31 protein-coding genes are annotated in these 23,057 nt (G+C 69.6%); 16 read left to right on the top strand and 15 right to left on the bottom strand.

Annotated elements, in window-relative coordinates; genetic code table 11:
- Positions 1–26 precede the first annotated feature (26 nt).
- The 3 genes from ACPZVR_RS22180 to ACPZVR_RS22170 are packed head-to-tail and all read right to left on the bottom strand — an operon-like array spanning position 27 to position 2,679.
- A complete protein-coding gene (locus tag ACPZVR_RS22180; RefSeq protein WP_436701864.1) occupies positions 27–773 on the bottom strand; it encodes a phosphoadenylyl-sulfate reductase in 747 nt (248 codons plus the stop codon).
- Positions 770–961, bottom strand: coding sequence for a hypothetical protein (locus tag ACPZVR_RS22175; RefSeq protein ID WP_436701863.1), 192 nt, complete (start codon positions 959–961; stop codon positions 770–772). Before ACPZVR_RS22175 ends, ACPZVR_RS22180 begins: the two co-directional genes overlap by 4 nt.
- Positions 961–2,679: a nitrite/sulfite reductase gene (locus tag ACPZVR_RS22170; RefSeq protein WP_436701862.1), complete on the bottom strand. Its 1,719-nt coding sequence runs from the start codon at positions 2,677–2,679 to the stop codon at positions 961–963. The genes ACPZVR_RS22175 and ACPZVR_RS22170 overlap by 1 nt, the downstream gene beginning before the upstream one ends.
- 375 nt (positions 2,680–3,054) lie before the next feature.
- Between ACPZVR_RS22170 and ACPZVR_RS22165 the strand changes: the two genes are divergently transcribed.
- Complete coding sequence (locus ACPZVR_RS22165) at positions 3,055–4,506, top strand: glycine hydroxymethyltransferase (RefSeq protein ID WP_436701861.1); 1,452 nt, start codon at positions 3,055–3,057, stop codon at positions 4,504–4,506.
- Between the two features lie 76 nt (positions 4,507–4,582).
- Here the strand turns inward: ACPZVR_RS22165 and ACPZVR_RS22160 are convergent, their stop codons facing one another.
- Both ACPZVR_RS22160 and ACPZVR_RS22155 read right to left on the bottom strand, forming a co-directional pair.
- Complete coding sequence (locus ACPZVR_RS22160) at positions 4,583–5,275, bottom strand: response regulator (protein WP_436701860.1); 693 nt, start codon at positions 5,273–5,275, stop codon at positions 4,583–4,585.
- Complete coding sequence (locus ACPZVR_RS22155) at positions 5,272–6,870, bottom strand: sensor histidine kinase (protein ID WP_436701859.1); 1,599 nt, start codon at positions 6,868–6,870, stop codon at positions 5,272–5,274. Before ACPZVR_RS22155 ends, ACPZVR_RS22160 begins: the two co-directional genes overlap by 4 nt.
- A 139-nt stretch (positions 6,871–7,009) precedes the next feature.
- On the opposite strand from ACPZVR_RS22155, the gene ACPZVR_RS22150 reads away from it, so the two are divergent.
- Positions 7,010–8,401 carry a cation:dicarboxylate symporter family transporter gene (locus ACPZVR_RS22150; protein ID WP_436701858.1) on the top strand — a complete coding sequence of 464 codons (1,392 nt, stop codon included), beginning with the start codon at positions 7,010–7,012 and terminating at the stop codon, positions 8,399–8,401.
- Positions 8,402–8,538: 137 nt separating this feature from the next.
- On the opposite strand, the gene ACPZVR_RS22145 is transcribed toward ACPZVR_RS22150, so the two are convergent.
- Positions 8,539–9,252 carry a hypothetical protein gene (locus ACPZVR_RS22145; protein ID WP_436701857.1) on the bottom strand — a complete coding sequence of 238 codons (714 nt, stop codon included), beginning with the start codon at positions 9,250–9,252 and terminating at the stop codon, positions 8,539–8,541.
- Between the two features lie 11 nt (positions 9,253–9,263).
- Positions 9,264–9,806: a hypothetical protein gene (locus ACPZVR_RS22140; RefSeq protein ID WP_436701856.1), complete on the bottom strand. Its 543-nt coding sequence runs from the start codon at positions 9,804–9,806 to the stop codon at positions 9,264–9,266.
- 312 nt (positions 9,807–10,118) lie between these two features.
- On the opposite strand from ACPZVR_RS22140, the gene ACPZVR_RS22135 reads away from it, so the two are divergent.
- The 11 genes from ACPZVR_RS22135 (at position 10,119) to ACPZVR_RS22085 (ending at position 18,192) form a co-directional block, all read left to right on the top strand.
- The gene (locus tag ACPZVR_RS22135; protein WP_436701855.1) at positions 10,119–11,069 is read left to right on the top strand and encodes a YihY/virulence factor BrkB family protein; all 951 of its coding nucleotides are present in this window, start codon (positions 10,119–10,121) and stop codon (positions 11,067–11,069) included.
- Positions 11,070–11,078: 9 nt separating this feature from the next.
- Positions 11,079–12,197, top strand: a complete 1,119-nt coding sequence (locus tag ACPZVR_RS22130; protein WP_436701854.1) for a potassium channel family protein — start codon at positions 11,079–11,081, stop codon at positions 12,195–12,197.
- Between the two features lie 136 nt (positions 12,198–12,333).
- The gene (locus tag ACPZVR_RS22125; protein ID WP_436701853.1) at positions 12,334–12,507 is read left to right on the top strand and encodes a hypothetical protein; all 174 of its coding nucleotides are present in this window, start codon (positions 12,334–12,336) and stop codon (positions 12,505–12,507) included.
- A 91-nt stretch (positions 12,508–12,598) separates the two neighbouring features.
- Positions 12,599–13,060, top strand: coding sequence for a hypothetical protein (locus ACPZVR_RS22120; RefSeq protein WP_436701852.1), 462 nt, complete (start codon positions 12,599–12,601; stop codon positions 13,058–13,060).
- 53 nt (positions 13,061–13,113) lie between these two features.
- Positions 13,114–13,359, top strand: a complete 246-nt coding sequence (locus ACPZVR_RS22115; protein ID WP_436701851.1) for a hypothetical protein — start codon at positions 13,114–13,116, stop codon at positions 13,357–13,359.
- 542 nt (positions 13,360–13,901) lie between these two features.
- Positions 13,902–14,306, top strand: coding sequence for a YjbQ family protein (locus ACPZVR_RS22110; protein WP_436701850.1), 405 nt, complete (start codon positions 13,902–13,904; stop codon positions 14,304–14,306).
- A 19-nt stretch (positions 14,307–14,325) separates the two neighbouring features.
- The gene (locus tag ACPZVR_RS22105) at positions 14,326–14,754 is read left to right on the top strand and encodes a YccF domain-containing protein (RefSeq protein WP_436701849.1); all 429 of its coding nucleotides are present in this window, start codon (positions 14,326–14,328) and stop codon (positions 14,752–14,754) included.
- Between the two features lie 887 nt (positions 14,755–15,641).
- The gene (locus tag ACPZVR_RS22100; RefSeq protein WP_436701848.1) at positions 15,642–15,935 is read left to right on the top strand and encodes a hypothetical protein; all 294 of its coding nucleotides are present in this window, start codon (positions 15,642–15,644) and stop codon (positions 15,933–15,935) included.
- Positions 15,936–16,292: 357 nt separating this feature from the next.
- Entirely contained in the window at positions 16,293–16,952 is a 660-nt protein-coding gene (locus ACPZVR_RS22095) for a hypothetical protein (protein ID WP_436701847.1), read from the top strand.
- An 800-nt stretch (positions 16,953–17,752) separates the two neighbouring features.
- On the top strand, positions 17,753–17,929 hold the full coding sequence (locus ACPZVR_RS22090; protein WP_436701846.1) for a hypothetical protein: 177 nt from the start codon (positions 17,753–17,755) through the stop codon (positions 17,927–17,929).
- Complete coding sequence (locus ACPZVR_RS22085; protein WP_436701845.1) at positions 17,929–18,192, top strand: DUF3263 domain-containing protein; 264 nt, start codon at positions 17,929–17,931, stop codon at positions 18,190–18,192. The genes ACPZVR_RS22090 and ACPZVR_RS22085 overlap by 1 nt, the downstream gene beginning before the upstream one ends.
- Positions 18,193–18,366: 174 nt before the next feature.
- On the opposite strand, the gene ACPZVR_RS22080 is transcribed toward ACPZVR_RS22085, so the two are convergent.
- A complete protein-coding gene (locus ACPZVR_RS22080) occupies positions 18,367–18,906 on the bottom strand; it encodes a DUF3800 domain-containing protein (protein WP_436701844.1) in 540 nt (179 codons plus the stop codon).
- A gap of 35 nt (positions 18,907–18,941) precedes the next feature.
- A complete protein-coding gene (locus tag ACPZVR_RS22075; RefSeq protein ID WP_436701843.1) occupies positions 18,942–19,172 on the bottom strand; it encodes a hypothetical protein in 231 nt (76 codons plus the stop codon).
- A 28-nt stretch (positions 19,173–19,200) separates the two neighbouring features.
- Here ACPZVR_RS22075 and ACPZVR_RS22070 point away from each other — a divergent pair, with 28 nt between their 5' ends.
- From ACPZVR_RS22070 to ACPZVR_RS22060, 3 genes are all read left to right on the top strand, one after another.
- Positions 19,201–19,431: a hypothetical protein gene (locus ACPZVR_RS22070; protein WP_436701842.1), complete on the top strand. Its 231-nt coding sequence runs from the start codon at positions 19,201–19,203 to the stop codon at positions 19,429–19,431.
- A gap of 151 nt (positions 19,432–19,582) precedes the next feature.
- Positions 19,583–19,828 carry a hypothetical protein gene (locus tag ACPZVR_RS22065; RefSeq protein WP_436701841.1) on the top strand — a complete coding sequence of 82 codons (246 nt, stop codon included), beginning with the start codon at positions 19,583–19,585 and terminating at the stop codon, positions 19,826–19,828.
- Positions 19,825–20,181, top strand: coding sequence for a hypothetical protein (locus ACPZVR_RS22060; RefSeq protein ID WP_436701840.1), 357 nt, complete (start codon positions 19,825–19,827; stop codon positions 20,179–20,181). Before ACPZVR_RS22065 ends, ACPZVR_RS22060 begins: the two co-directional genes overlap by 4 nt.
- Positions 20,182–20,466: 285 nt before the next feature.
- Here ACPZVR_RS22060 and ACPZVR_RS22055 read toward each other — a convergent pair whose 3' ends face one another.
- Genes ACPZVR_RS22055 through ACPZVR_RS22030 form a run of 6 tightly spaced genes read right to left on the bottom strand, consistent with a single transcriptional unit; the run spans position 20,467 to position 22,978 of the window.
- On the bottom strand, positions 20,467–20,652 hold the full coding sequence (locus tag ACPZVR_RS22055; RefSeq protein ID WP_436701839.1) for a hypothetical protein: 186 nt from the start codon (positions 20,650–20,652) through the stop codon (positions 20,467–20,469).
- Between the two features lie 5 nt (positions 20,653–20,657).
- Positions 20,658–20,822 carry a hypothetical protein gene (locus ACPZVR_RS22050; RefSeq protein WP_436700990.1) on the bottom strand — a complete coding sequence of 55 codons (165 nt, stop codon included), beginning with the start codon at positions 20,820–20,822 and terminating at the stop codon, positions 20,658–20,660.
- Positions 20,819–21,472: an endonuclease/exonuclease/phosphatase family protein gene (locus tag ACPZVR_RS22045; protein ID WP_436701838.1), complete on the bottom strand. Its 654-nt coding sequence runs from the start codon at positions 21,470–21,472 to the stop codon at positions 20,819–20,821. The genes ACPZVR_RS22050 and ACPZVR_RS22045 overlap by 4 nt, the downstream gene beginning before the upstream one ends.
- Complete coding sequence (locus ACPZVR_RS22040; protein WP_436701837.1) at positions 21,469–22,014, bottom strand: hypothetical protein; 546 nt, start codon at positions 22,012–22,014, stop codon at positions 21,469–21,471. Before ACPZVR_RS22040 ends, ACPZVR_RS22045 begins: the two co-directional genes overlap by 4 nt.
- Positions 22,011–22,637: a collagen-like domain-containing protein gene (locus tag ACPZVR_RS22035; protein WP_436701836.1), complete on the bottom strand. Its 627-nt coding sequence runs from the start codon at positions 22,635–22,637 to the stop codon at positions 22,011–22,013. Before ACPZVR_RS22035 ends, ACPZVR_RS22040 begins: the two co-directional genes overlap by 4 nt.
- Positions 22,634–22,978 (bottom strand): hypothetical protein, encoded by a 345-nt coding sequence (locus tag ACPZVR_RS22030; RefSeq protein WP_436701835.1) that lies wholly within the window; start codon positions 22,976–22,978, stop codon positions 22,634–22,636. The genes ACPZVR_RS22035 and ACPZVR_RS22030 overlap by 4 nt, the downstream gene beginning before the upstream one ends.
- Between the last annotated feature and the right edge of the window lie 79 nt (positions 22,979–23,057).

Genomic DNA, 23,057 nt, shown 5'->3' with positions numbered 1-23,057 from the left:
CGGGATGCGGGCGCTACTGGGCCACCTCATGAGTGGATCCCGCATTCGGTCTTGTTGGTCCCGGCCCAACGGCCGCTGCGCGGGTCCTCGCCGGGAGCCACCCGGCGGGTGCACGGCGCGCAGCCGATGGACGGGTAGCCGTCGTAGACGAGCGGGTTGACGAGCACGCCGTTCTCGGCGATGTAGCGCTCGACCTGCTCGTCGCTCCACCGGGCGATGGGGGACACCTTGACCTTCTGTTTCTTGGCGTCCCAGCCGATCACCGGTGCGATCACCCGGTTGTGCGTCTCGGCGCGGCGCAGGCCGGTCGCCCAGGCGTCGTACTGCGCGAGGGAGTCGGCCAACGGCTTGACCTTGCGCAGCGCGCAGCACAGGTCCGGGTCGCGACGGTAGAGCTCGGGGCCGTACTCGGCGTCCTGCTCGGCCACGGACTGGACCGGGGTGATCGAGATGAGGTTGACGTTCATGGTGGCCGCGACCGCGTCGCGGGTGCCGATGGTCTCGATGAAGTGGTAGCCGGTGTCGAGGAACACGACGTCGACGCCGGGCACGACCTTCTCGGCGAGGTGCGCCAAGACGGCGTCGCCCATGGAGGAGGTGATGCAGAAGCGCTCGCCGAAGGTCGCGGCGGCCCACTCGATGATGACCTCGGCCGGGGCGAGCTCGAGCTCGGCGCCCCAGTGGGACACCAGCTCGCGGAGTTCCTCGGGTGACCGGCCGGTGGTGTGGGACCCGCGGAACTCGCGGGCGGCACGCGTGGTGGCGGTGGTCATGAGGCACCTCCTTCTTCGTTGGTACGGGTGTCGGACGCCCGACGGGTGAGGCCGAGCAGCTCGACCTTGAAGGCCCGACGGCACCCCCGGCATTCCCAGCCGGTGGGCTCGTGGGGCCACAGGTCGGTCTCGCCGCAGTACGGGCAGTGGTAGGGCACCGCCCGCGACGACACCGACTCCTCGGACATCAGACCGACTCCAGCGCCTTCTCGCCGCGCAGGAGCTCCTCGTCTGCCCGATGCACCCAGGTGTCGAACGCCTCGCCCTCGACGCGGTCGGCGAGGTAGTTGGCGACGACGGTGGAGACGTAGTCGTCGAGCCCCTTGCTGGTCACCTTGTGGGCGCGCAGCTTGCGCCCGAAGTTCGCGCGCAGCCCGATCGCGCCGCCGAGATGGACCTGGAACCCCTCGACCTGCTCGCCGTTCTCGTCGACGACGAGTTGGCCCTTGAGGCCGAAGTCGGCGACCTGGGTGCGGGCGCAGGCGTTGGGGCAGCCGTTGACGTTGATCGTGATGGGCGTGTCGAGCGTCGGGAACCGGCGCTCGAGCTCGTCGACGAGGTCGCTCGCGCGGTTCTTCGTGTCCACGATCGCGAGCTTGCAGAACTCGATGCCCGTGCACGCCATCGTGTTGCGCCGCCACGCAGAGGGACGGGCGGACAGGCCGATCGCGTCGAGGCGGTCGAGGAGCGGGTCGAGGACCGCGCCGTCCACGCCGATCAGCACGAGCTTCTGGTACGGCGTGAGGCGGGCGCCGGCGACGCCGTACTCGTCGAGCAGGTCGGCGAGCTGCACGAGCAGCGTCCCGGAGACCCTGCCGGCCGTCGGCGCGATCCCGACGTAGAACTTGCCGTCCTTCTGCTCGTGGACACCGACGTGGTCGCGGTGCCCGACGGGCGACTCCGGCGAGGCCAAGGTGACGAGCTTCTTGCCGAGGTACTCGTTCTCGAGCACCTCACGGAACTTCTCGACGCCCCAGTCGGCGACGAGGAACTTCAGCCGGGCGCGGGAGCGCAGTCGCCGATAGCCGTAGTCGCGGAAGATGCCGGCCACACCGGACCAGACGTCGGGGACCTCGTCGAGCGGGATCCACACCCCGAGCTTCTGGGCGAGCATCGGGTTGGTCGACAGGCCGCCGCCGACCCAGACGTCGAAGCCGGGGCCGTGCTCGGGGTGGACGGTGCCGACGAACGAGACGTCGTTCGTCTCGGGCGAGACGTCCTGGCTCGGGTGCCCGGTCACCGCGGTCTTGAACTTCCGCGGGAAGTTGGAGAAGTCCTTGTTGCCGATGAAGCGGCGCTCGATCTCCTCCAGGGCCGGCGTGCCGTCGATGATCTCGTCCTTGGCGACGCCCGCGACCGGAGAGCCCAGGAAGGGGCGCGGTGAGTCGCCGCACGCCTCCATCGAGTGCAGGCCGACCGCCTCCAGCCGTTCCCAGATCTCCGGCACGTTCTCGATCTCGATCCAGTGGTACTGGATGTTCTGCCGGTCGGTGACGTCGGCGGTGTCGCGGGCGAAGTCGACACCGATCTGTCCGAGCGCACGGACGGCGGCGGGGGAGAGCAGCTTGCCGTCGGAGCGGACCCGGAGCATGAAGTACCGGTCGTCGAGCTCCTCCTCCTCGAGGGCTCCCGTCTTGCCGCCGTCGATGCCCGGCTTGCGCTGGGTGTAGAGCCCCATCCAGCGGAACCGGCCGCGCAGGTCGGCGGGGTCGATCGAGTCGAAGCCGCGCTTGGAGTAGGTGTAGAGGATCCGGTCCCGCACGTTGAGCGGGTCGTCGTCCTTCTTGGACTGCTCGTTCTTGTTCAGCGGCTCGGTGTAGCCGAGGGCCCACTGTCCCTCCGCGCGCTTGGGGCGCGGGATCTCGGTGAACTTGGCCGGTTCGGGCTTGAAGCGCAGGTCAGGCATGCGGAAAGGAGGTCCTTCGCTGATGGCGCGCGGGCGGGCGCGCGGCTCGGGTGGATGCGGCGGCGACGTCAGCGGGGCCAACACATCATGCTGCGCGTGCGCCCGAAGTCCACGTGGCGTCGAACCACGAGGTGCGCATGAGTGGCAGCAGTGACCATGTCAACGAGTCTCATCCCTCGGACGCGCGTTCCACAAATCCGAATCTCATTATGCGGATGTCGGTCTCGAAATGTGGACGGGATGGCCGGTGGTGAGGTGGGTTCAGGCGCGACCTGCGATGCAGGTCACACCAGGCGGCGCCTGGCAACCCGCCAGTAGCTTCGGCATACGCCGCCCGCCGAGGCGCAGCCGAGGCGCGGCACTACGCTGTGCGCCATGAGCGACCTCTCCTTCAACGGCGAACTCGTCAGCAGCGCCTACCACCAGGCCCTGGAGGTCATCGCCTCCGTGGAGCCGCGGGTCGCGGCGGCGACGCGCCAGGAGCTCGCCGATCAGCGGGCGTCGCTCAAGCTGATCGCCAGCGAGAACTACGCCTCGCCCGCCGTGCTGCTCACGATGGGCAGCTGGTTCAGCGACAAGTACGCCGAGGGCACGGTCGGTCACCGGTTCTACGCCGGCTGCCAGAACGTCGACACCGTCGAGGCCCTCGCCGCCGAACACGCCCGCGAGCTGTTCGGCGCGGAGTACGCCTACGTGCAGCCCCACTCCGGCATCGACGCCAACCTCACGGCGTACTGGGCGATCCTCGCCCACCGCGTCGAGGGTCCGTGGCTGCAGAACGCCGGCGTGAAGAACATGAACGAGCTCTCCGAGGCCGACTGGGAGCGGTTGCGCCACGAGTTCGGCAACCAACGCCTGCTCGGCATGAGCCTCGACGCCGGCGGTCACCTCACCCACGGCTTCCGCCCGAACATCAGCGGCAAGATGTTCCACCAGCAGCAGTACGGCACCGACCCCGAGACCGGCCTGCTCGACTACGACGCCCTGCGGGCCAAGGCGAAGGAGTTCAAGCCGCTCATCCTGGTCGCCGGCTACTCGGCGTACCCGCGCCGGGTGAACTTCGCCAAGATGCGCGAGATCGCCGACGAGGTCGGCGCCACCCTCATGGTCGACATGGCCCACTTCGCCGGGCTGGTCGCCGGCAAGGTGTTCACCGGCGACGAGGACCCGATCCCGCACGCGCACGTGGTCACCAGCACCTCCCACAAGTCGCTGCGCGGCCCGCGCGGCGGCTTCATCCTGGCCACCGAGGAGTACGCGCCGAGCGTCGACCGGGGCTGCCCGATGGTGCTCGGCGGCCCGCTGCCGCACGTGATGGCCGCCAAGGCCGTCGCCTTCGCCGAGGCGCGGACCCCCGGGTTCCGCACCTACGCCCAGGCGATCGCCGACAACGCCCACGCGCTGGCCGACGGCCTGATGAAGCGCGGCACCCGCCTGGTGACCGACGGCACCGACAACCACATCGTGCTGCTCGACGTCAGCTCCTTCGGCCTGACCGGTCGCCAGGCCGAGACCGCCCTGCTGGACGCCGGCGTGGTCACGAACCGCAACTCGGTGCCGGCCGACCCCAACGGCGCCTGGTACACCTCCGGCATCCGGGTCGGCACGCCCGCGCTGACCAGCCGCGGCTTCGGCGCGGCCGAGTTCGACGTGGTCGCCGAGCTCATCGTCGAGGTGCTCCAGAACACCCAGCCCGGTACGACGTCGGCCGGTGCGCCCTCGAAGGCGTCCTACGTCCTGGCCGACGGCGTGGCCGACCGGGTCCGCGCGGCGTCGGCCGAGCTGCTCGACAAGCACCCGCTCTACCCCGGTCTCGATCTCAGCTGACTCTGGCTGCCACGCAACTACCGATTCTGTTCTCTCGCGGCGCTCGCGGGCGCGAATCTGGTAGTTGCGCCGAGGCTCAGCGCCAGGAGTAGCTGACCTCGGGCCGCCCGCCGCCCGCGCCGTACCTCAGCCCGCGGGCGGCGAGGCCCTGGTCGGCGAGGTGCTCGAGGTAGCGCCGCGCCGTCACCCGCGAGCTCCCGACCAGTTCGGCGACCTCGCTCGCCGAGAGGTCGGCGTCGGCGTCGCGCAGCGCCGCGGTGACGCCGCGCAGGGTCTCCGCGCTCATGCCCTTCGGCAGCGGCGCGGTCGCGCTCGGGCGCAGGGATCCCAGCAGTCGATCGACCTCGTCCTGCACCACCTCCGCGGGAGCGGCGTCGAGCTCGGCCCGGTAGGCGGCGTACTGCTCGAGCTTGGCGCGGAAGGTCGCGAAGGTGAACGGCTTGAGCAGGTAGAGCACGACGCCCTGGCCGACTGCCTGGCGCACGACCTGGGTGTCGCGCGCCGCGGTCACGGCGATGACGTCGCACTGGTGGCCGGCGCCGCGCAGGCCGGCGAGGAGTGCGAGCCCGTGGCCGTCGGGGAGGTTCAGGTCGAGGAGTACGAGGTCGACGGGGCTCCCGGCGTCCCGCTCCGCCTCCAGGGCCCGGGCCGCCTCGCGGGCTGAGCGGGCCACGCCGGCCAGGACGAAGCCGGGCACCCGGTCGACGTACGCCGCGTGTGCCTCGGCCGCCAGCGCCTCGTCCTCCACGACGAGCACGCGCACGCTCATGTCGCGGCCTCCGCGGCAGCCGGTCGCAGGGTGACGGTGAACCGGGCGCCGCCGAGGGGCGAGCGGTCGACGGCGACCGTCCCCGCGTGGCGGCGGGCGGTCTGCAGCACCAGTGCCAGCCCGAGTCCACGTCCGGTGCCGGGCGCCGCCTTCGTCGTCCAGCCGCGGTCCAGCACCCGCGCCGCCGACTCCTCGTCGAGTCCCGGCCCGCTGTCGCCGACCCGGACGCGCAAGGTGCCCGCGTCGCCGTCGAAGGCCACCTCGACACGGCGAGGGTTGGCCTCGGCGACGGCGTCGAAGGCGTTGTCGACGAGGTTGCCGACCACCGTCACCAGGTCGCGGGGGGCGATGCCCACGTCCTCCGGGACGGCCCCGGTGATGACGAGGTCGATGCCGCGCTCGGCCGCTTCGGCCGACTTCCCGAGCAGCAGCGCCGTCACCACCGGATCGTCGACCGCACCGACGACCCGGTCGGTGAGGAGCTGCGCCACGTGCAGCTCGGCCGTCGCGAACTCGACGGCCTCCTCGGCGCGGCCCATCTCGATGAGGGAGACCACCGTGTGCAGCCGGTTGGCGGACTCGTGGTTCTGCGAGCGCAGCGACTCGGTGAGGCGCCGGACGACCTCGAGCTCGCCGGTCACCGAGCGGAGCTCGGTGTGGTCGCGCAGGGTGACGACCGAGCCGACGTCGCGACCGTCCCAGCGGGCGGGCGCGGAGGAGACGACCAGCATCCGCTCCCCGGCGAGGTAGAGGTCGTCGGACTCGGCGGTCCGCCCCCGCGCGGCCGCGACCAGTCCGGGGGCCAGGCCGAGCTCCTCGACCGGGCGCCCGAGGACGTCGTCGGGCAGGGCGAGCAGCCGCCGCGCCTCGTCGTTGACCAGCTGGACCCGACCGTCCCCGTCGAGGAGCACCAGGCCCTCGCGGACCGAGTGGAGCACCGCCGAGTAGTACTCGTACATCCGGGCCAGCTCCCGCTCGCCCATCCCGTGGGTCACCCGGTGCAGGCGCCGGCCGAGCAGCGCGGCGCCGGTGAGGCCGAGGAGCAGCACCAGCAGCCCACAGAGCACCACGACGGTGACGTCGCGCCGCAGGCCGCGGTTGATGTCGCTGACCGTGATGCCGACCGAGACGAGCGCGACCACACGGTCGCCGTCCTCGACCGGCACGACCGAGCGCACCGACGGACCCAGGGTGCCGGTGTACTGCTGCGTGAACACCTCGCCCTCCGGCGCGCCGCCGAGGTCGCCGACGAAGGGACGACCGATCTGGGCGGGGTCGGTGTGCGTGTAGCGAGTGCGGTCCAGCCCCATCACGACGACGAAGTCGGTGTCGGTGTCGCGCCGCACCTCCTCGGTCCACGGCTGGAGCAGGGTGGTCGGCGCTGCGGTCCGCAGCGCCTCGCGGACGGTGGGGGAGTCGGCCACGGTCTGGGCCACGGCCACCGCGCGCTGTGTCGCGCGGCTGCGCGCGTCCCGCCGGGCGTCGTACGCCGCCATCAGGATGCCGACCACGACGAGGAGCAGCACCGTGCCGACCTGCAGGACCAGCACCTGGCGGGCGACCGGGCGGTCGCGGAGCAGGCGGAGGCGCGGCATCCCGCCATTCTCGCCCAGCCCGGCGCGCCGGATGTGACCTGAGCCACGAACACAACGAACACAACGGTGACCGTCGTCACCTCGGGCCGCAGAGTGTCGGTGAACCCCAGCCCGCCCACCTGAGAACCACGGAGGAACCATGGGCACGACCAGTACGGCGACCGGCACGGCGAGCGCTCGGCAGCGCGGCGCGCGGACGCACTACCTCTACCTCGCGGTGATCGCCGCGGTGCTGCTCGGCGTCGCGACGGGCCTGCTGTTCCCGACGTTCGCGGTCGAGCTCAAGCCGCTCGGCGAGGGCTTCGTCAACCTGATCAAGATGATGATCCAGCCGGTCATCTTCTGCACGATCGTCCTCGGCGTCGGGTCCGTCGCCAGTGCCGCCAAGGTCGGCCGTGTCGGCGGGCTGGCGCTCGGCTACTTCCTCGTGATGTCGACCGTGGCGCTGACGATCGGCATGGTCGTCGGCAACCTCCTGCACCCCGGCGACGGCCTACACCTGACCGCGGAGGCCGCGGCCACGGCCCAGGAGAAGGCCGCCGAGGGCCACGCCGACACGACCGCCTTCCTGCTCGGCATCATCCCGACGTCGGTGTTCAGCGCCCTCACCAGCGGCAGCGTCCTGCAGACCCTGCTGGTCGCGCTGCTCGTCGGGTTCGCGCTGCAGCGGATGGGCGGCACCGGTGCGCCGATCATCACGGCCGTGGGCCACCTCCAGCGGCTGGTCTTCCGGCTGCTCGCGATGATCATGTGGGCCGCGCCCGTCGGGGCCTTCGGGGCGATGGCGGCGGTCACCGGCCAGGGCGGCGTCGATGCCCTGAAGAGCCTCGCGGTGCTCATGGTCGGCTTCTACGTCACCTGCGTGCTGTTCGTCGTGGTCGTGCTCGGGCTCCTGCTCAAGGCGGCGACCGGCATCAACATCTTCGCGCTGCTGCGCTATCTCGGCCGGGAGTTCCTGCTCATCCTCGCGACCTCCTCCTCGGAGTCGGCGCTGCCGCGGGTCATCGCCAAGCTGGAGCACGCCGGCGTCGACAAGACGACGGTGGGCGTCGTCGTCCCGACCGGATACTCCTTCAACCTCGACGGCACCGCGATCTACCTGACGATGGCGTCGATCTTCATCGCCGAGGCCGTCGGCAGCCCGCTCGCGCTGGGGGAGCAGATCTCCCTGCTGCTGTTCATGATGATCGCCGCCAAGGGCGCGGCCGGCGTCACCGGCTCGGGCATGGCCGTCCTGGCCGGCGGCCTGCAGTCGCACCGCCCCGAGCTGGTCGACGGGGTGGGCCTGATCGTCGGCATCGACCGGTTCATGTCGGAGGCCCGCGCGCTGACCAACTTCGCGGGCAACGCCGTCGGCACCGTCCTGGTCGGTCACTGGACGGGCAGCCTCGACCGGGCGCGGCTGGACCGGGTCCTGGCCGGCGACGACCCGTTCGACGAGACCACCATGGTCGACGACCACGCCCCGGCCGCCGTACCGGCGCCCGAGGACGCCGTGGATCGACCCGCGCGGCAGCCTCAGCCGGTCTGAGCACCGGCGCCGAGGGCAGCAGCGGGCGACGGCCGTCCTGGTGGCGGCCGTCGCCCGCACTGCGTTCGAAGGTTCGGCGTGAGGTGCTGGAATGGGTGAGCTACTCGTGGATGCCCGTCGTCGAAGTAGCGTGGCGGTCAGGACGCGAACTGTTCCATTGCTGTGACGGCGTCGGAGTAGGTGAGCGACGTCCAGCCAGATAGGCGCCCGGTTGTGCCGTCCTCAACAGCGAACGCCTGCGCCGGGTTCCCTTCGAGCAGCGGGGCCCCGCGATCGCGGCCGGCGGCTGGGTTGAGTTCCTTGGCGCCGTCCTGCCGGGGGTCATGCACCTGGCGAGCTAGAACTAGAACTCGGGTGCCGACGGGCAGCGCCTGCCGGAGCGTATCGATCGGGGTGATCGTTGAAGGGCCGTCTCCGAGAGCTGTCCCTTCGTCGTCGGTAGCCTGTGACCCGCGATCGAGACTGACGAAGGCGAACTCTCGGCCCTGCGTGACGAGGTCTGACCTGTACAGGTGGTCGATACGGATTCGCACAACTGCGGTCTCCTCACGTGTCTTGAACCCGACCTGCCCCGTGTCGCGGACGATGGTTCGACCCGGTACGACCTCGGCGACAGTTCCTGTAAGAGCCACTGGAACCTTCTCGGCGAGTACCGCTGGCGATTCGTAGGTGACGAGAGCATTGCCCGAGTTCCTAACGGACTCGAGCAGTTTCGTGTCCGCTCCGGCTCGAGGATCTTCTTTGCTACTGCTGACCTCGGGGGCGGGCTCGCGTTCGGTTCCGCATCCTGCGAGTAGCAGTGCGGCAAGAGCCATGGCGACGGGGCCGGTCTTCATCGTGTTTCGATCCATTCCTGTAACTCCTAGAACCAGCTGTCGATGTGTGCCACGTGATGCGGCCCGTAGGTCTTGGTCCAAGCGGCCCCACTGTCGGCAAGGCCAGAAATCATGCAGGAATTCGTCGCGCCGTCCGGCGAGAATCCTGGCGTGTAGTGCTTGACGCCGAGGGTGTGTCCGATCTCATGGCAGATCGTATGGCGGGCCTCGTAATTGTCGTTCGTGGCGACCGCCTGAATGAGCTCCCAGTCGATCGTCACGGCCCACGAGTCGCAGTAGCCTTTGGAATTGAGTTTCTGGCAGGTTGCTTCGCCGCCTGAGTACCCGTCGATGACCCCTTCGTAGAGGATGACGTCGGTCGCCGCATCGCAGGTCTGTTCCAACGGATTCACGACCGTTTGAGCCTGAACGGTTTCCATCGAGTTGCGGGCCCGGCTCACCAAGGCTCCGTACTGCGCGAAGTTCAGGGTGAAGCAGAAGGTGTGGTTTGCGCCCTTGTCGGGATAGTACGTGTTTGGATACGCGTCGGCTTCCGCGTCTCGGGTGCTAGCCCACTGCGTGGCGGCCACCGTTGCAGCGATTGCTACAGGGCGACAACCATTTTGCTTATCCGTGACCAGAGTTGCTTTGCTTCTGTCATTTCTCCTCAGTTCCGTTCTCGTTCGCGCGATTAACGCACAAGAGGAGTGTGGCGGGTTGCGGGTTCCGGGCAAATGGGTGAAAGTCGCTAGGGGACAGGAGGGCGGCGATGTTGTGACGGGTATGACAACAAGACGTAGAGACGTCTCGCCGGTGTGATGTCGGCGGACGGTGACGCCGAGTTTGAGCCACCACCACCCGGGTCTGCGGGGCGGAGGCACCGGCCGGATAGCGTGAGGGCCATGGTGGAGGACTCGGCCCCGCGGCGCGTGCCGTGGCTCCGCCGGCTCGGCCGTCTGGTCTGGCGCCTGGTCGTGACGACGGTGAGCTCGTGCCTGAGGTACCGGGTCACCGGGCTGGCCGCGGAGGCCGCCTTCTTCGCCGTCGTGTCCGTGCCACCGCTGATCTTCGCCCTCGCGGGCGGAGTCGGCTACGTCACCGAGCACTTCACCGCCGCCCAGGTGGAGGAGGTACGTCGGGCCGTGGTCGACCTGTTCTCGCGCTTCCTGACCGACACGGCGGTCAACAAGGTGATCAAGCCGACCATGGACGACGTGCTGCGCGGGGGCCGGTTCGACGTGATCTCGCTCGGCTTCGTCCTGGCGCTGTGGTCGGGCTCCCGGGCGCTCAACGTCTTCGTCGACACGATCACGATCATGCACGGGCTCGGCGGGCACCGCGGGATCGTGCGGACCCGCGCGCTGTCCTTCGTCCTCTACATCCTCGCGGTCATCTCGGGGGCGATCACGCTGCCGCTCGTGGTTGCCGGTCCCAAGCTGGTCCGCACCTGGCTGCCCAACCGCGCCGAGTTCCTGATGGGGTTCTACTGGCCGCTGATCATCGTCATGTGCGTGTGCTTCCTGGCGACGCTCTACCACGTGTCGGTGCCGGTGCGGACCAACTGGAGCTTCAACCTCCCCGGCGCGGTCTTCTCGCTCGTCAGCTGGATCCTCGGCTCCTACCTCCTGCGCTGGGTCCTCACCGTCACCGCCGAGGACTCGCACTCGATCTACGGCCCGCTCGCGGCGCCGATCGCCATCTTGATCTGGCTCTACATCGCCGCCCTGGCCGTCCTGATCGGCGCCGGGGTCAACGCCGCCTTCGACGAGGTGTTCCCGCAGGAGGCGACCCAGCGGGCGCGCCGCGAGCTGCTGGACCGCCTGCTGCGCCGCAACCCGGACCCGGTGGAGTAGGTTCCGGCCGTGGGCGTGCTGAGCGGAGGACCGGCAGAGACCCCCCTCACGGGGCAGGTCGCGCTGCCGGAGCGGATCCGGTCGCCGTGGTGGCAGCTGGGCCGACGGCTGCTGCTGGCGCTGGCGATCCTGGTCGGGACCGTGCTGCTGGTCTACCTCGACCGTCACGGCTACCGCGACGGCGGCGACGTGCCCACCGAGGTCGATCCCAACGGGCGCATCACCCTCATCGACGCGATCTACTACACGACCGTCACCCTGAGCACGACCGGCTACGGCGACGTGACCCCGGTCAGCGACGGTGCGCGGCTGGTCAACGCCTTCATCATCACCCCGGCCCGCATCGGGTTCCTCGTGCTGTTGATCGGCACCACCCTCGAGGTGCTCGCGCAGCGCGGGCGCGAGATGTTCCGGATCACCCGCTGGAGGAAGAACATGGGACACCACGTCGTGGTCATCGGCTACGGCACCAAGGGCCGCAGCGCCGTCGAGACCCTCGTCAACAACGGGCTCGACCGCGAGCAGGTGGTCGTCGTCGACCCCAGTCCGGTCGCACTGGCCGATGCGCATGCCGACCAGCTGGCCGTCATCACCGGCGACGCGACCCGGCGCGGCGTGCTGCAGCGGGCCGGTGTGGCCGAGGCCGACCAGGTGATCATCACCACCGGGCGCGACGACTCCAACGTCCTCGCCGCCCTCACGGTGCGTCAGCTCAACCCCGACGCGTGGATCGTCGCCGCCGTGAGCGAGCAGGAGAACGCGCCCCTGATGCGCCAGTCCGGCGCCGACTCGGTCATCACCTCCTCCGACGCGGTGGGCCGGCTTCTCGGACTCTCCACGCTGTCGCCGACCCTCGGCTCGGTCATGGAGGACCTGCTGACCTACGGCGAGGGGCTCGAGGTCGCCGAGCGGGAGCTGCTCGTCAACGAGGTCGGCATGCCGCCCCAGTCGCTGCCGGACCAGGTGATCGCCGTGGTCCGTGACGAGAAGGTGTACCGCTACTTCGACCCGGTCGTCACCCTGCTCGCCCGGGGCGACCGGCTGGTCGTCGTACGCCCGGCCAAGGAGCTGCCCTGGGCCCCGCGACCCGGCACCCACAACGAGGACTTCGCGGCCGACGAGGACTGACCCGGGACCGACGGCGGGACCTCTGGTCCCGGGGGACTACGTGGTCGGCGACGACCGGGCAGACCTGGCCACCCGACGGTCCCGACTCGCCCGCGTCTCGCGACACCGGCGCGCAGAAACCGGCAGGCTGAGCGCCATGAGGAAGGACTTCGGACCGTGGGTACGCCATGACTGGTGCCCACGATGCTCCCGCCTGACGGAGCAGACGCGATGGTACGGCCGCACGATCGAGGAGCCGCCCGAGCGCCACGAGCGCCGGGTGCGGTGCAACGAGTGCTCCACCGATCTCGGCCGGGTGGCCGCCGGCTGAGCCTGCGCCCGCCGCGCCGAGGTCCCCGGGGTTGCCCGCCACCGAACGGGTACTGCGCGTGCGTAGTCCGTATCCGAGGAGGAGGCACCCCATGCACCGCAAGAGCACGGCCGAACACCTGAGGGACGACTTGCGCGACCTCGTCGACGCCGTCGTGCCCGATGTCGAGTCCGCCGTCCACACCATCACCGAACGGACGCCGCCCCTGGTCCGCGAGGGCCGCGCCGTCGCGGTCGAGAAGGGCTCGCACGCCGCCGAGGCGCTCTCCCGACGGCTCTCCGACCTCCCCGGGGCGCTTCCGAGCTCCGTGGTCGACCGACTGCCCGACGCCGTGTCGGACCGGCTGCCCCAGCCGCGTCGCCGGCGCCGCAAGGCCCTGCTGGTGCTCGCCGTGCTCGGGCTGCTCGGGGCAGCGGGGGCGCTGGCCGCCCGCCGCGCCGGCGCGACGCAGCAGGGGAGCGGCCCGTCGTCGTACCCGAGGCCGGTCGAGGAGGATCTCGACCCGTCCGACCCGCTGGTCGAGCCGCGGCTGGACGACGGTCCGCAAGCCTGAGACCAGCCCTCGCCGGCCTCATCATTCGAACGGACGTTCGATACGATGGGGCCATGGCGGGGGTGCGACACGTGTGGGTCCGACTGGCGTTCGTGCCGGTCGAGCTGCCCGGGCTGGTGCTGGACTGGCGGCCGACCGAGCGGGGCTGGGAGGGGATGGTCTCGTACGTCGACCGGGAGGGTCGTGCCGTGACCGAGTGGCTCTCCGCGTCGGCGCTGCGTCCCGTCGGGCCCGGCCAGAAGCCCGGCCAGGAGCCCGGCCAGAAGCCCGGCCGCAAGCCCGGCGCGGAGGCCGGCTGAGCGCCGCGGAAGTTCGTCTCACGTCATCTCCCGATTTCGCCCCACGCCCGTCCGGCGGCCGTTACTCTCGGTCCCGGTTCCCCAACCACAGCGTGCCCGGCGAACCCCACACTCGCCGGGCACGGGACGCCCTGTCCGGCATGCCGGACAGGGCGTTCTTCATGTCGGGGCGCGTCCGGGTAAAGCCTTCGCAAGTCCCCTGCGACCCGGAGCGGGCCGACCTATCGTGGGTGCAGGACCTGGCGAGCGCTCGGGATCGACGGGTCGCGACGATGAAGGGACTCCCGCGCATGGGCGCCGTACGACGTGCACCACGGCGGGGAGCCCCCTGCGTCCCTCGTTCCCCGGCGCGCGGTCGTTCCCTGTCGCGTGCCGGCCGCGGTGAGGCGTCCCCACTCTGCCTGGCCGCGGGCGGGTGCTCTCCGGGCGACCCCTGAGCGCCTGTCGGACCCGGCGACCGCCGGGTGTCCGCTCCGTCGCGGGAGAGCGCGCCCGCGACGGGGCGGACGACGCCTCGTGCCGTGTGTGGTGATGATGGTCCCGTGGACACCGAGACCCGCACCTATCGCACCGGCGACCGCGACGCCGTCCTCGACCTGACCCGTGACTGCGCCGCGTTCACGGCCGGCCGCGGCGACGGCCTGCTGCACGTCTTCGTGCCGCACGCCACCTGTGGCATCGCGATCCTCGAGACCGGTGCCGGCAGCGACGACGATCTGCTCGCACTGCTCGGGACCCTGCTCCCCGCCGACGATCGCTGGCTGCACCGGCACGGCACCCGCGGGCACGGCCGCTCCCACGTCCTGCCGGCCCTGGTGCCGCCGTACGCGACCGTTCCGGTGCTCGACGGGAGCCTGGCCCTCGGCACCTGGCAGAGCATCTGCCTGGTCGACCTGAACGTCGACAACCCCGAGCGTGAGGTGCGGTTCAGCTTCCTCGCCGGCTGAGGGGCCCTACGCTCGCGCCATGAAGGTGCTGCTGAACGTCGTCTGGCTGGTGCTCTCCGGCTTCTGGCTGTTCCTGGGCTATCTGTTCGCCGGGGCACTGTGGTGCATCACGATCATCGGCATCCCGTTCGGTCTCGCGTCGTTCCGGATCGGGTTCTACGCGCTGTGGCCGTTCGGCAGGACGGTCGTGCGGCGGGACAGTGCCGGCATCCCCAGCGGCATCGGGAACATCCTGTGGCTGGTGCTGTCGGGGATCTGGCTCGCGATCGGCCATGCCGTGACCGGCGCACTGCTCTGCATCACGGTGATCGGCATCCCGCTCGGGCTGGCGAACTTCAAGATGATCCCGGTCAGCCTGCTCCCGCTCGGACGCGAGATCGTCCCCACCGACCAGGTCGACGCCGCGCTGGCCGCCTACCGCTCCGGCCAGGCTGGGCCGCGCTTCTAGGTCCGTCTGTGCTCTCCGCCGGCCGGGCCGCGGGCAGAGCTGGCGGGTGGACGAGCGGGCCGAGGTGGCGGGTGGAGGAGCGGGCCGAGGTGGCGGGGTGAGGTGGTGGGGGAGATCGACCGCGCTCGCGCCGTACCGCGCCGCCGGGCGGAAGACTGGCAACAGCTCATCACCGGGCCGGAGCCCTTCCTCGGGGCAGCACCGGCCCGATGAGCCGCAAGCGGGTCTTGTCCGGCCGCGACCTCCCCCGAGGTGCTGGGGAGCAGCGGCCGACCTGCTTGGGCCGGCAACTGACTGGGGAGCAGTCACCGGCACGGGCGGCCTGGACCCCACTCCGGGCCGCCCCTTTTCCCTGCCGTCGACGGCGCGGTCCGGTCGAGGAGCGGGCGGGCGTCAGTGCGCGCCCGGCCGGCGAAGGGAGAAGGGCGCGGCGGATGCCCTTGGTGTCGGACCCTGATGCGACGGTCGGCGCGTGAGGGAGCGGCTCGAGGATGTCATCCGGCCCGGCGAGGTCGCCGAGGATCTCGTTCTGCTGTTGCGCGGCGGCGTGCACGCCGACGGGATCGATCGGCTCCGGGACCTGGCGAGCAAGATGAATCGCCGTTTCTCCCTCGAAGGCGGCGACTGCTACGGCATCTCCGCGTTCGCGGCTACCGAGGAGTCAGAGGCGTGGATCCTCGCTCGGAACATGGCCGTGCGTCGCCGCTATTACCGCGTTCGCTACGAGGACGTCTCCGAACTGCGGGTCCTGCCAACCTTTCGCGCTCCGCACTGGACAGTCCTGTTCGACGGACCCGACGGCCTGGACTACCGGACGTTCATGGACGCCTTGGGTGACCCTGAGGGACAATCCTCACTGGAGGCAACGACCAGGAAGGAGCCCCCCGATGACAACGCAGAACACCGTCGAGGTCGGCGGCTACCAGGCCGACCTCGAGTACGACTTCAGCAACGAGGACCAGACCGGCTACACGTGGACCTGGCTCGACACGGCTCGCAACCCCGCGATGATCGTCCCGGGAGCTGTCGTGACGCTCAGGGATGGCGAAGACACGGCGATGGGTCAGATCATCGATCTCGTCCCCGCTGCCAACGGGACGATCGTGCATGTCGAACTGCTGCCGGGTGCCGTCGAGGACTACCAGGCCGCGATCGAGCGCGCCCGATCTCAGCAGGCCTGAGGTGCCCAGGACTTTCGCGGAGTACGCCCGGGAGCGACGGGACCTCAAGGACGCCGAAGGCCGCGAGGCCGAGCGAGTCTTCAGGGCTTGCTACCCGTCGCTAACCGACGGGTGCTCGATGATGCGGGTGGTCGCTTCGTCGTCTGGCACTTGGTCTTCGAGCAACTCGCCGTACTCGCCGCGGATGTCCGACGCTGCGTCAGCAGTGGCCTGGGGCATTCAGCAACGCGACATGAACCGGCCGCCGGCTGCTCGGGCTGCCTGAAAGCACGAACGCCGCCCGCCTTCCGAGGGTTGGCGAATGCCGGCGTGGGAACCGTGCGGTGGAAGGCAGTGCCCGGACGGGAGAGACGAGCGATGACCTTGAAGCGCGCGATCACGTGGCTGCTGGTCCTGATGTTGAGTTGCAGTGGCGCCACGGTGTCGTTCGCCGGGCGAGCCGCCGCTGGCGTCCCGGGGCCGACCGTCGAGGAGTTCCTGAGCGTCGCCGAGTGGCAGTCCATCGATCCCGATGTGACCCGTTCGTTCTTCTCGCGCGGTAGCTTCACCTCGCCTCGTGGCTGCGACGCTGCCGGCATCGACTGGTGGAAGAAGCGCCGCCAGGTGCTCACGAGCATCAACATGACCCCAAGCACCAGCCTCAACGACCAGGAGGACACCCATCGGGGCATGTCCCAGGACGTGGTCCACCTCAAGACCGTCGCTGAGGCGAAAGCGCTCGTGAGGAGCTACCGGCACCTGAGCCGCTCCTGCGTCGGCAACCGGGAGATCAAGGACGGCGACGACATCCCACTCGTCGCCAAGACCCGCCGCTGGACGCCTCCGAAGGTGGGGGACCAGAGCGGCGGCTACCTGTGGTGCAGTTGCTACAGGAAGGTCCGGTACTGGAACCGGACACTGGCCGTCCGGGTGGGCCGCACGGTGACGGTGCTGCAGTTCTCGTACTACAACCTCGGCAAACCGACTCGTTCGGTGGTCCTACGTGCCGGGCGGATGGCAGCCGCCAAGCTGGTCTGACCCGAGACGGTCCCCGGAAAGCGCGAACGGCGCCCGCCTCCTTGGGGGCAGGCGGGCGGCGGTGTCCGTGGTTCTACTCGTCGCGGGTCTCGCGGCGCCACTGCCGCTTCTCGCGGGCCTGGTGGTGCTCGTGGGGGCCTGGTTTGAGATGGAGCGTCTGCGACGAGCTGTACGAGGATCCGCTCGTCGAGCGCCAGGCGGCCGACTGCTGATGCCGTCGGTGCGCCGGATCGGGCACGCGATGGCGTACAACCGCGCCGACTACCAAGAAGACGGCCGTCAACCTCTGGTCGATGAGAAGGCGCTCAACGTCCGGCTCTCGACCCCTCGCTCCTCCAGACCGGGCCTGGCTCAACGAGCAGATGGAGCTGATCCTGCTCAAGAGCTGTTCGGGCTCCTCGCGACCGCGACGACTCCAGAGCACGCCGTCGAGCGAGTACGTGACCTCGCAGTTCCCGGTGACCGCTCGATCACTGGGATCCGCGATGCGGACTGGCGCTACCAGATGGAACGTCTTGTCGTCGTGCCCTGTGATCCCGCCGGTGTCGCTGTCCTAGGCCGCCCGGTTCCCGTGTTTGTCCCCATGACCGAAAAGCAGACAGCCCCCGACTGCGTTTCCGCAGGTCGGGGGCCGAATCAGGCTGTCGTGCTCGTGGGCGATACTGGGTTTGAACCAGTGACCTCTTCCGTGTCAAGGAAGCGCTCCTTACGCTCAGCCGTACTCTCTGAGGCCAGTATGTCAGCCATATCGTCAGCCATCGCTGATCCATTCTGTCGGCCCCCTGTCGCATCGTCCCTTCATGGCGAACCCGGAGATGTGGAAGTTGGCGACCCGGACCAACTGCGGTCCGCGGCAGGTTGCCTGTCGCAACGCTCGACCGATCGAGCCGGAGGAGATGTACGAAGATCCGGCTGACGCGGGGCAGCTCTCCGCCGGCGAAGAGGATCAGTCTGAGCCCGGCTGGGAGGCTGTCTGATGCCCGCCCTCACCGACACCGAGACCCGGATCTTGACCTTCGAGCGCCAGTGGTGGAAGTACGCCGGCGCGAAGGAGTCCGCCGTGCGGGAGCGGTTCGGGATGAGCGCGACCCGTTACTACCAGGTGCTCAACGCGCTGATCGACCGGCCCGAGGCTCTCGCGGCCGACCCGTTGCCGGTGCGGCGTCTGCGTCGGCTCCGGTCTCACCGTCAGTGGCAGCGGTCGGCCGCGCGCCTGGGGTTCGAGCTCGACGGGTCGTAGGGGGCGGAGGAGGGTCAGGCGGGCGGCGTGATGTGGATAACCTGTGGATAGAGGTGTGGACACGCCGGGCAGATCTGTGCAAATCTGGCTGGGACTGCTACGTTCCTAGCACGGGACGCCTGTTGTGCCTCCTGTCCAGCCGGTGGCCTCGCTCGCGCGGGGCCACTGAGCATTTCAGGGAATCCAGCAGTAGTCCTGGAGCGACATGGCCTCCACCTTGCGCCACAGGTGATCGCGAGCGCGCTTCTCTTTGTACGGAGGGCTCGGGCGCAGGGCGATCCGATGGCGCAGGTAGGCGACGATGTCGGCGGCCTGGATCAGGGCGCTTTCATGGGACGGCAGGAAGGCCAGGTCTCCGCTGATGTTGGGGAGCTTCGTGCGCTGGTATCCGGGCGTTCCGAGCGTCCGGTGACGGTCGAGCATGGCTCTGTGGCGGTCGTGCTGGTGGTACTCGTCGCAGGTAATCCGAGCAGTCTCGCTCATCTCGCCGGCGACCTTGTCTACCTCGCGTGCGAGATGGGTCAGGATCATGGGATAGGGCGCGTAGGCGTCCGGGTAGCGCCGTCGTTGGGCGCCTCGGTCGATGCCGCGGATGATGAACCTGATCTCCGATGCCGCCATCAGGTCGATGATCTTGGCGGCAATTGCGAGCCGCTCGTGAAGCTTGACCATGCCCCACATGTCGACGCCTTGGAAGAGGTCGTAGCCGTGCACTTCGGTCGGCGTTGGGATCGCTAATCGTTCGGCCTCTACCGAGAGCAGGGTGGAGAACGAATGCTCAAGCGCTTGAACCTGGGCCCGGTCGCGGCGTGACCGACGTAACGGTGCGCGCCTCGCAGCAGCCACCCCTCGGGGATCTCGCCGCGGACCTGCTCCATGCCGGCGTCGTAGTCGTCGGCCTCGACGGTCCACCTGACGATCTCCGGTTCGCCGGTGTAGTCGTGGGGTGTGCGGGGGCGGCGTGCGGCGTGGATGATCACAGTCGGAGGGTAGGCGTACCGTCCGACCATGGCCGGGCCGGTGGGTGGTGCGCACGTGTGGGTGCAGAAGCCGCATGTGCCGATGTCCTGGCCGGGGTTGATCCTCGACCGCCGGCGGGCTCGCGATGGGTCGTGGGAGGCGCGGGTGACGTACATCGAGCGGATGACGGTCCACGAGAAGGTCATCACGGCGTGGGTGCCGTACTCCTGGCTAGTGCAGAGCGACAAGCATCCAGGGGTCGGGTCGGCCTACGGGTGACGTCGGGCCCGCATTGACCAGCCGATGAGCGCGCCGCCGATCGCGGCGGCGAGGTGGGTGACGACGAGCAGGGAGTCCATGGGGCGAGTGTGCCGGGTTCTTTACCTTCGATGTGTAGACGTGACTACAGAACGCCTGTAGTCTTATCTACATGGACACCGCAACCGCAGCCACCACCATCCGACTCGGCGTCATGGACTACGCCGAGAAGAACGACACCTACATTTCCAACGCCGAGAAGGCCGCCCGCACCCTCATCGGCGACTCCGCGTTTGTCGAGCTCGCCGAGGCGCGCAAGGCCCTCCCGAAGCGCGCCGACGACCCCGAGGCATTCGTCGCGGGGAACGCCGTCGTCAAGGCCCGCATCCAGGAGCTGGCAGAGCAGGTCGCGCGATGAGCGCCGAGTGGACGGCCTGGCTCGGCCCCGCTGCCGACGAGATGACCGACGAGCAGCGCGCACTCTTTGAGGCCGAAGCCGAGGCCGCTGCCGAGCGGATCGGCGATGACCCCGACCTGGCGCTGGAGCGAGAGGCCGCCTGGTCGCTGATCGTGCAGTACCTGCTTGGCGACACGACCCTCGACGAGGTCGGCGCGAAGTGGCGCGCTGCCCGCGATGCCTACGCGGAGGCCCTGAGGGACGTGAAGACCATCGCGCGTGTGGCGGCGTCGAGCGGCGTCCCGGAGGCTGAGGTGGCCCGGCGTGCCGGACTGGACCGGATGCAGGTCCGCAAGTTGCTGGGGAAGCGGTGAGCCCCATAGTTATGCATACCGCTCCCATGACCGGCTCATAACGCCGAAAGCCCGCCCCTCCCGAAGGAGAGGCGGGCTACTTCCCGGAAAGGACCGTCCCCCATGAAAGGACGTCTCCGACGGTACGCCGGGGGTGGTGAGGTCAGTCGGTGCGGCTACACCTGATGCAGATCCGCAGCGACGTCGCCGCGTGGTGGGTCCACACGTGCCAGCGGTGACCACGGACCCGGCAGACGAGTGGGCCGAGGAGGATGCCGGGGAGCTCAAGGACCGCGGCGGCAAGCATCACAGGCCCCAGTCGTCGGTCTGCGCGCGCATCTGGTCGCACTCCGAGCAGCGACAGGTCCAGAGGGGCACGACAACAGCGAGCAGGCCGGGAATGAGCGGCACGGCGAGAGTGCGCCGGCCGTACTCGTCACCGCTGACGATCGGCCAGAAGAGCCGGTAACGCCCGAACCACAGCCCTCTCACGACGACTACTCGTCGTCGCTGGGGACGTTGAGGATCGCCAGCACGAGCGCGGCCAGCAGTGGCGACGCCTCGGGGTCGATGACGCCGTAGAACACCAGCACGGCAAACGCGGCGATCGCGACGCCATAGATCCAGCGTCGCACGGTCGGGGTGAGGATCTTGGTGCTCATCGGGTCTCCTTGATGGTGGCGGTGAACCAGCCGTGCATCCCCTTCGGGGCGGGCTGTCGGCGGATGGTGATCGAGGCGCCCGTCGTGATGACGCCGTCGACGTTGGAGGCCATCGCGACATGCCCGCGCTTGGGTGCGACGTGCTTCTTGACGCCAGCGCGGTTCTCGTTCAGGTCGCCCAGCAGCACCGCGCGGACGCGGCGCTTGAGCCACCGCTTGGCCTTGCGCGCCGACTCGTGCCACGCACCCTTGTTCCGGCCGCGAGTCTTGACCCCGCCCGACGCGCCACCGGGAGGGAAGTGAGCGGCCAGTAGCGGCCACCTCACGCCGTCCTTGACGAGCACGACGACGGGATAGCGGCGAGGCTCCCGCTTGCGGCCGGTGAACGGACCCCACCAGCCGCGGACCATCTTCTTGAGCCGCTTCCGCTTGATCCGCACACCGTCACGAACCAGTACGACGACATCACGCGCTTCGGCGCCGTGGTTCTTCTTGGCCCAGGAGATAGTCGTGTAGCCGGGGACATCCTGGCGCCAGTAGTACGCCTCGGTGAGCACGACGGCGTCGGGCTTGTGGCTGGCGATCTCGTCGAGGAGACGGTCGCACTCCTTGGCGCCCGCGATGTTCGCGCCCTGGACGACGAGACTCATCGCTTCGGCAGCTCTCGGAGCGCGTCGCGGATCTTCCGCTTCCGCTTGGTCTTGCCCTTCGCCTTGGCCTTGAGCTTGAGCGCGCGGAGCTTGTCGCGGAGCTTGCTCAACTGAGTCGGCGGCTTGGGCGGCTTCGGCGCGTCGACCGGGATCATCACGCCGGACATGCCCTCGGCCCAGCCGAGGTAGGTCAGCCCCCAGTGCTTCTCCACCCAGTCGAAGTCGACCGTGCCGATGCGGCCCGAGATCGGGGAGTCGGTGCCACGGATCCGGCCGCCCGGCCACGACATCGCGACGTGCCCGTGCCCCTTTGAACCGCCTGACCAGAACACCGGGACGCCGGACGGCGGGTTGCGGTCGCCAGGGTGGTGGTTTACCGCGCGGCGCCAGGCGTCGATCGCGTCGACATCCCCGTCGCCATCGGCATCGCCGGACGGGCCGATGCCGTACTGCTCACGGGTCCAGCGGGCGCACATCCCCGCAGGCAGGTAGATGTCGGCCAGGGCGGCATGCTCGATGGCTTCTCGACGTGTGCGGGTCACTGGTTGCCTCCTTGCGGCAGGGGAGTAGCGGGACGGCAGGCGATCGACACGGACCCGTCGGCCGCGACGGTGAAGCCCGACATGACCTCGCCATCCGGGCACGAATACGAGCCGGGGACGGCGGTGCCGGCGGGACCCTGGGGGCCAGCCGGACCAGCAGGACCCGGATCACCCTGCGGCCCCTGGGCGCCGTCCTTGCCAGCAGCACCGTCCTTGCCCGCCTGACCCGGGGCACCCGTCTCACCCGGGACCCCGACACCATCAGAGCCGTCATCGCCCGGCTTTCCCTTCTCGCCCACAGGGCCCTGCGGACCGCGACACAGCGAGTACCCCAGATCCTCGACACACGACAGACCACGCCGACCCTGGAGCACCGACGGCACCGACGGTGGGGGAGCGTCGACCGGCTCCTGGCCGAGCTGCACCAGACGGGCGTTCGCGTCATCCAGCGCCTTGCCCTGGGACTCGACCTGGACGGTCGCCTGATCGAGACGGTCCCGCAGGTCCGCACGGTCCTTGCGCGAAGACTCCACGGCGGCCACCAGTGAGCCGATCTGGTAGATGGTCCAGCCGATGATCGCGACCAGTGCGATCGCGGCGACGGCCTTGAGGGCGTTCTTCATGACAGGCTCCGAATGAGACTGACGACGGCGACGAGCAGACCTCCGCTGGAGATCAGCGCTCCGATGGCCCAGCGCTTGCCGTCGGTGATCTGCTTCTTGAACTCGGCGAGCTCGCCGCGGATGGCGACCTTGAATGCTGCAAGGTCGGCGCGGTCTTCGGCGAGGTCTTCCTTGACCGCTGCCACGTCGGCGTCGGTCTTGGCGAGGTAGGCGGTCAGCAGTTCGGAGGTGGGCATCCGGTCGAGCCGCTCGTTGAGTCCGCGACCCATGCTGCGGACCTCGTCAGTGAGGGCGTCGACTCGGCGGGACAGCTCGCCATTGGTGGGCGTCTCGGCGGTCATCCGGGGGTCACCAGCCCATCGCGATGTAGTTGACGCCTGCCGTGATCGTGCCGGGCGTGGCGTTGATGTGGGTCAGGAG

Source organism: Nocardioides segetis (assembly GCF_051390595.1).
GTDB lineage: Bacteria > Actinomycetota > Actinomycetes > Propionibacteriales > Nocardioidaceae > Nocardioides.
Note: the sequence above shows the minus strand (reverse complement) of the source record. Positions and strands in the feature narration are given on the sequence as shown.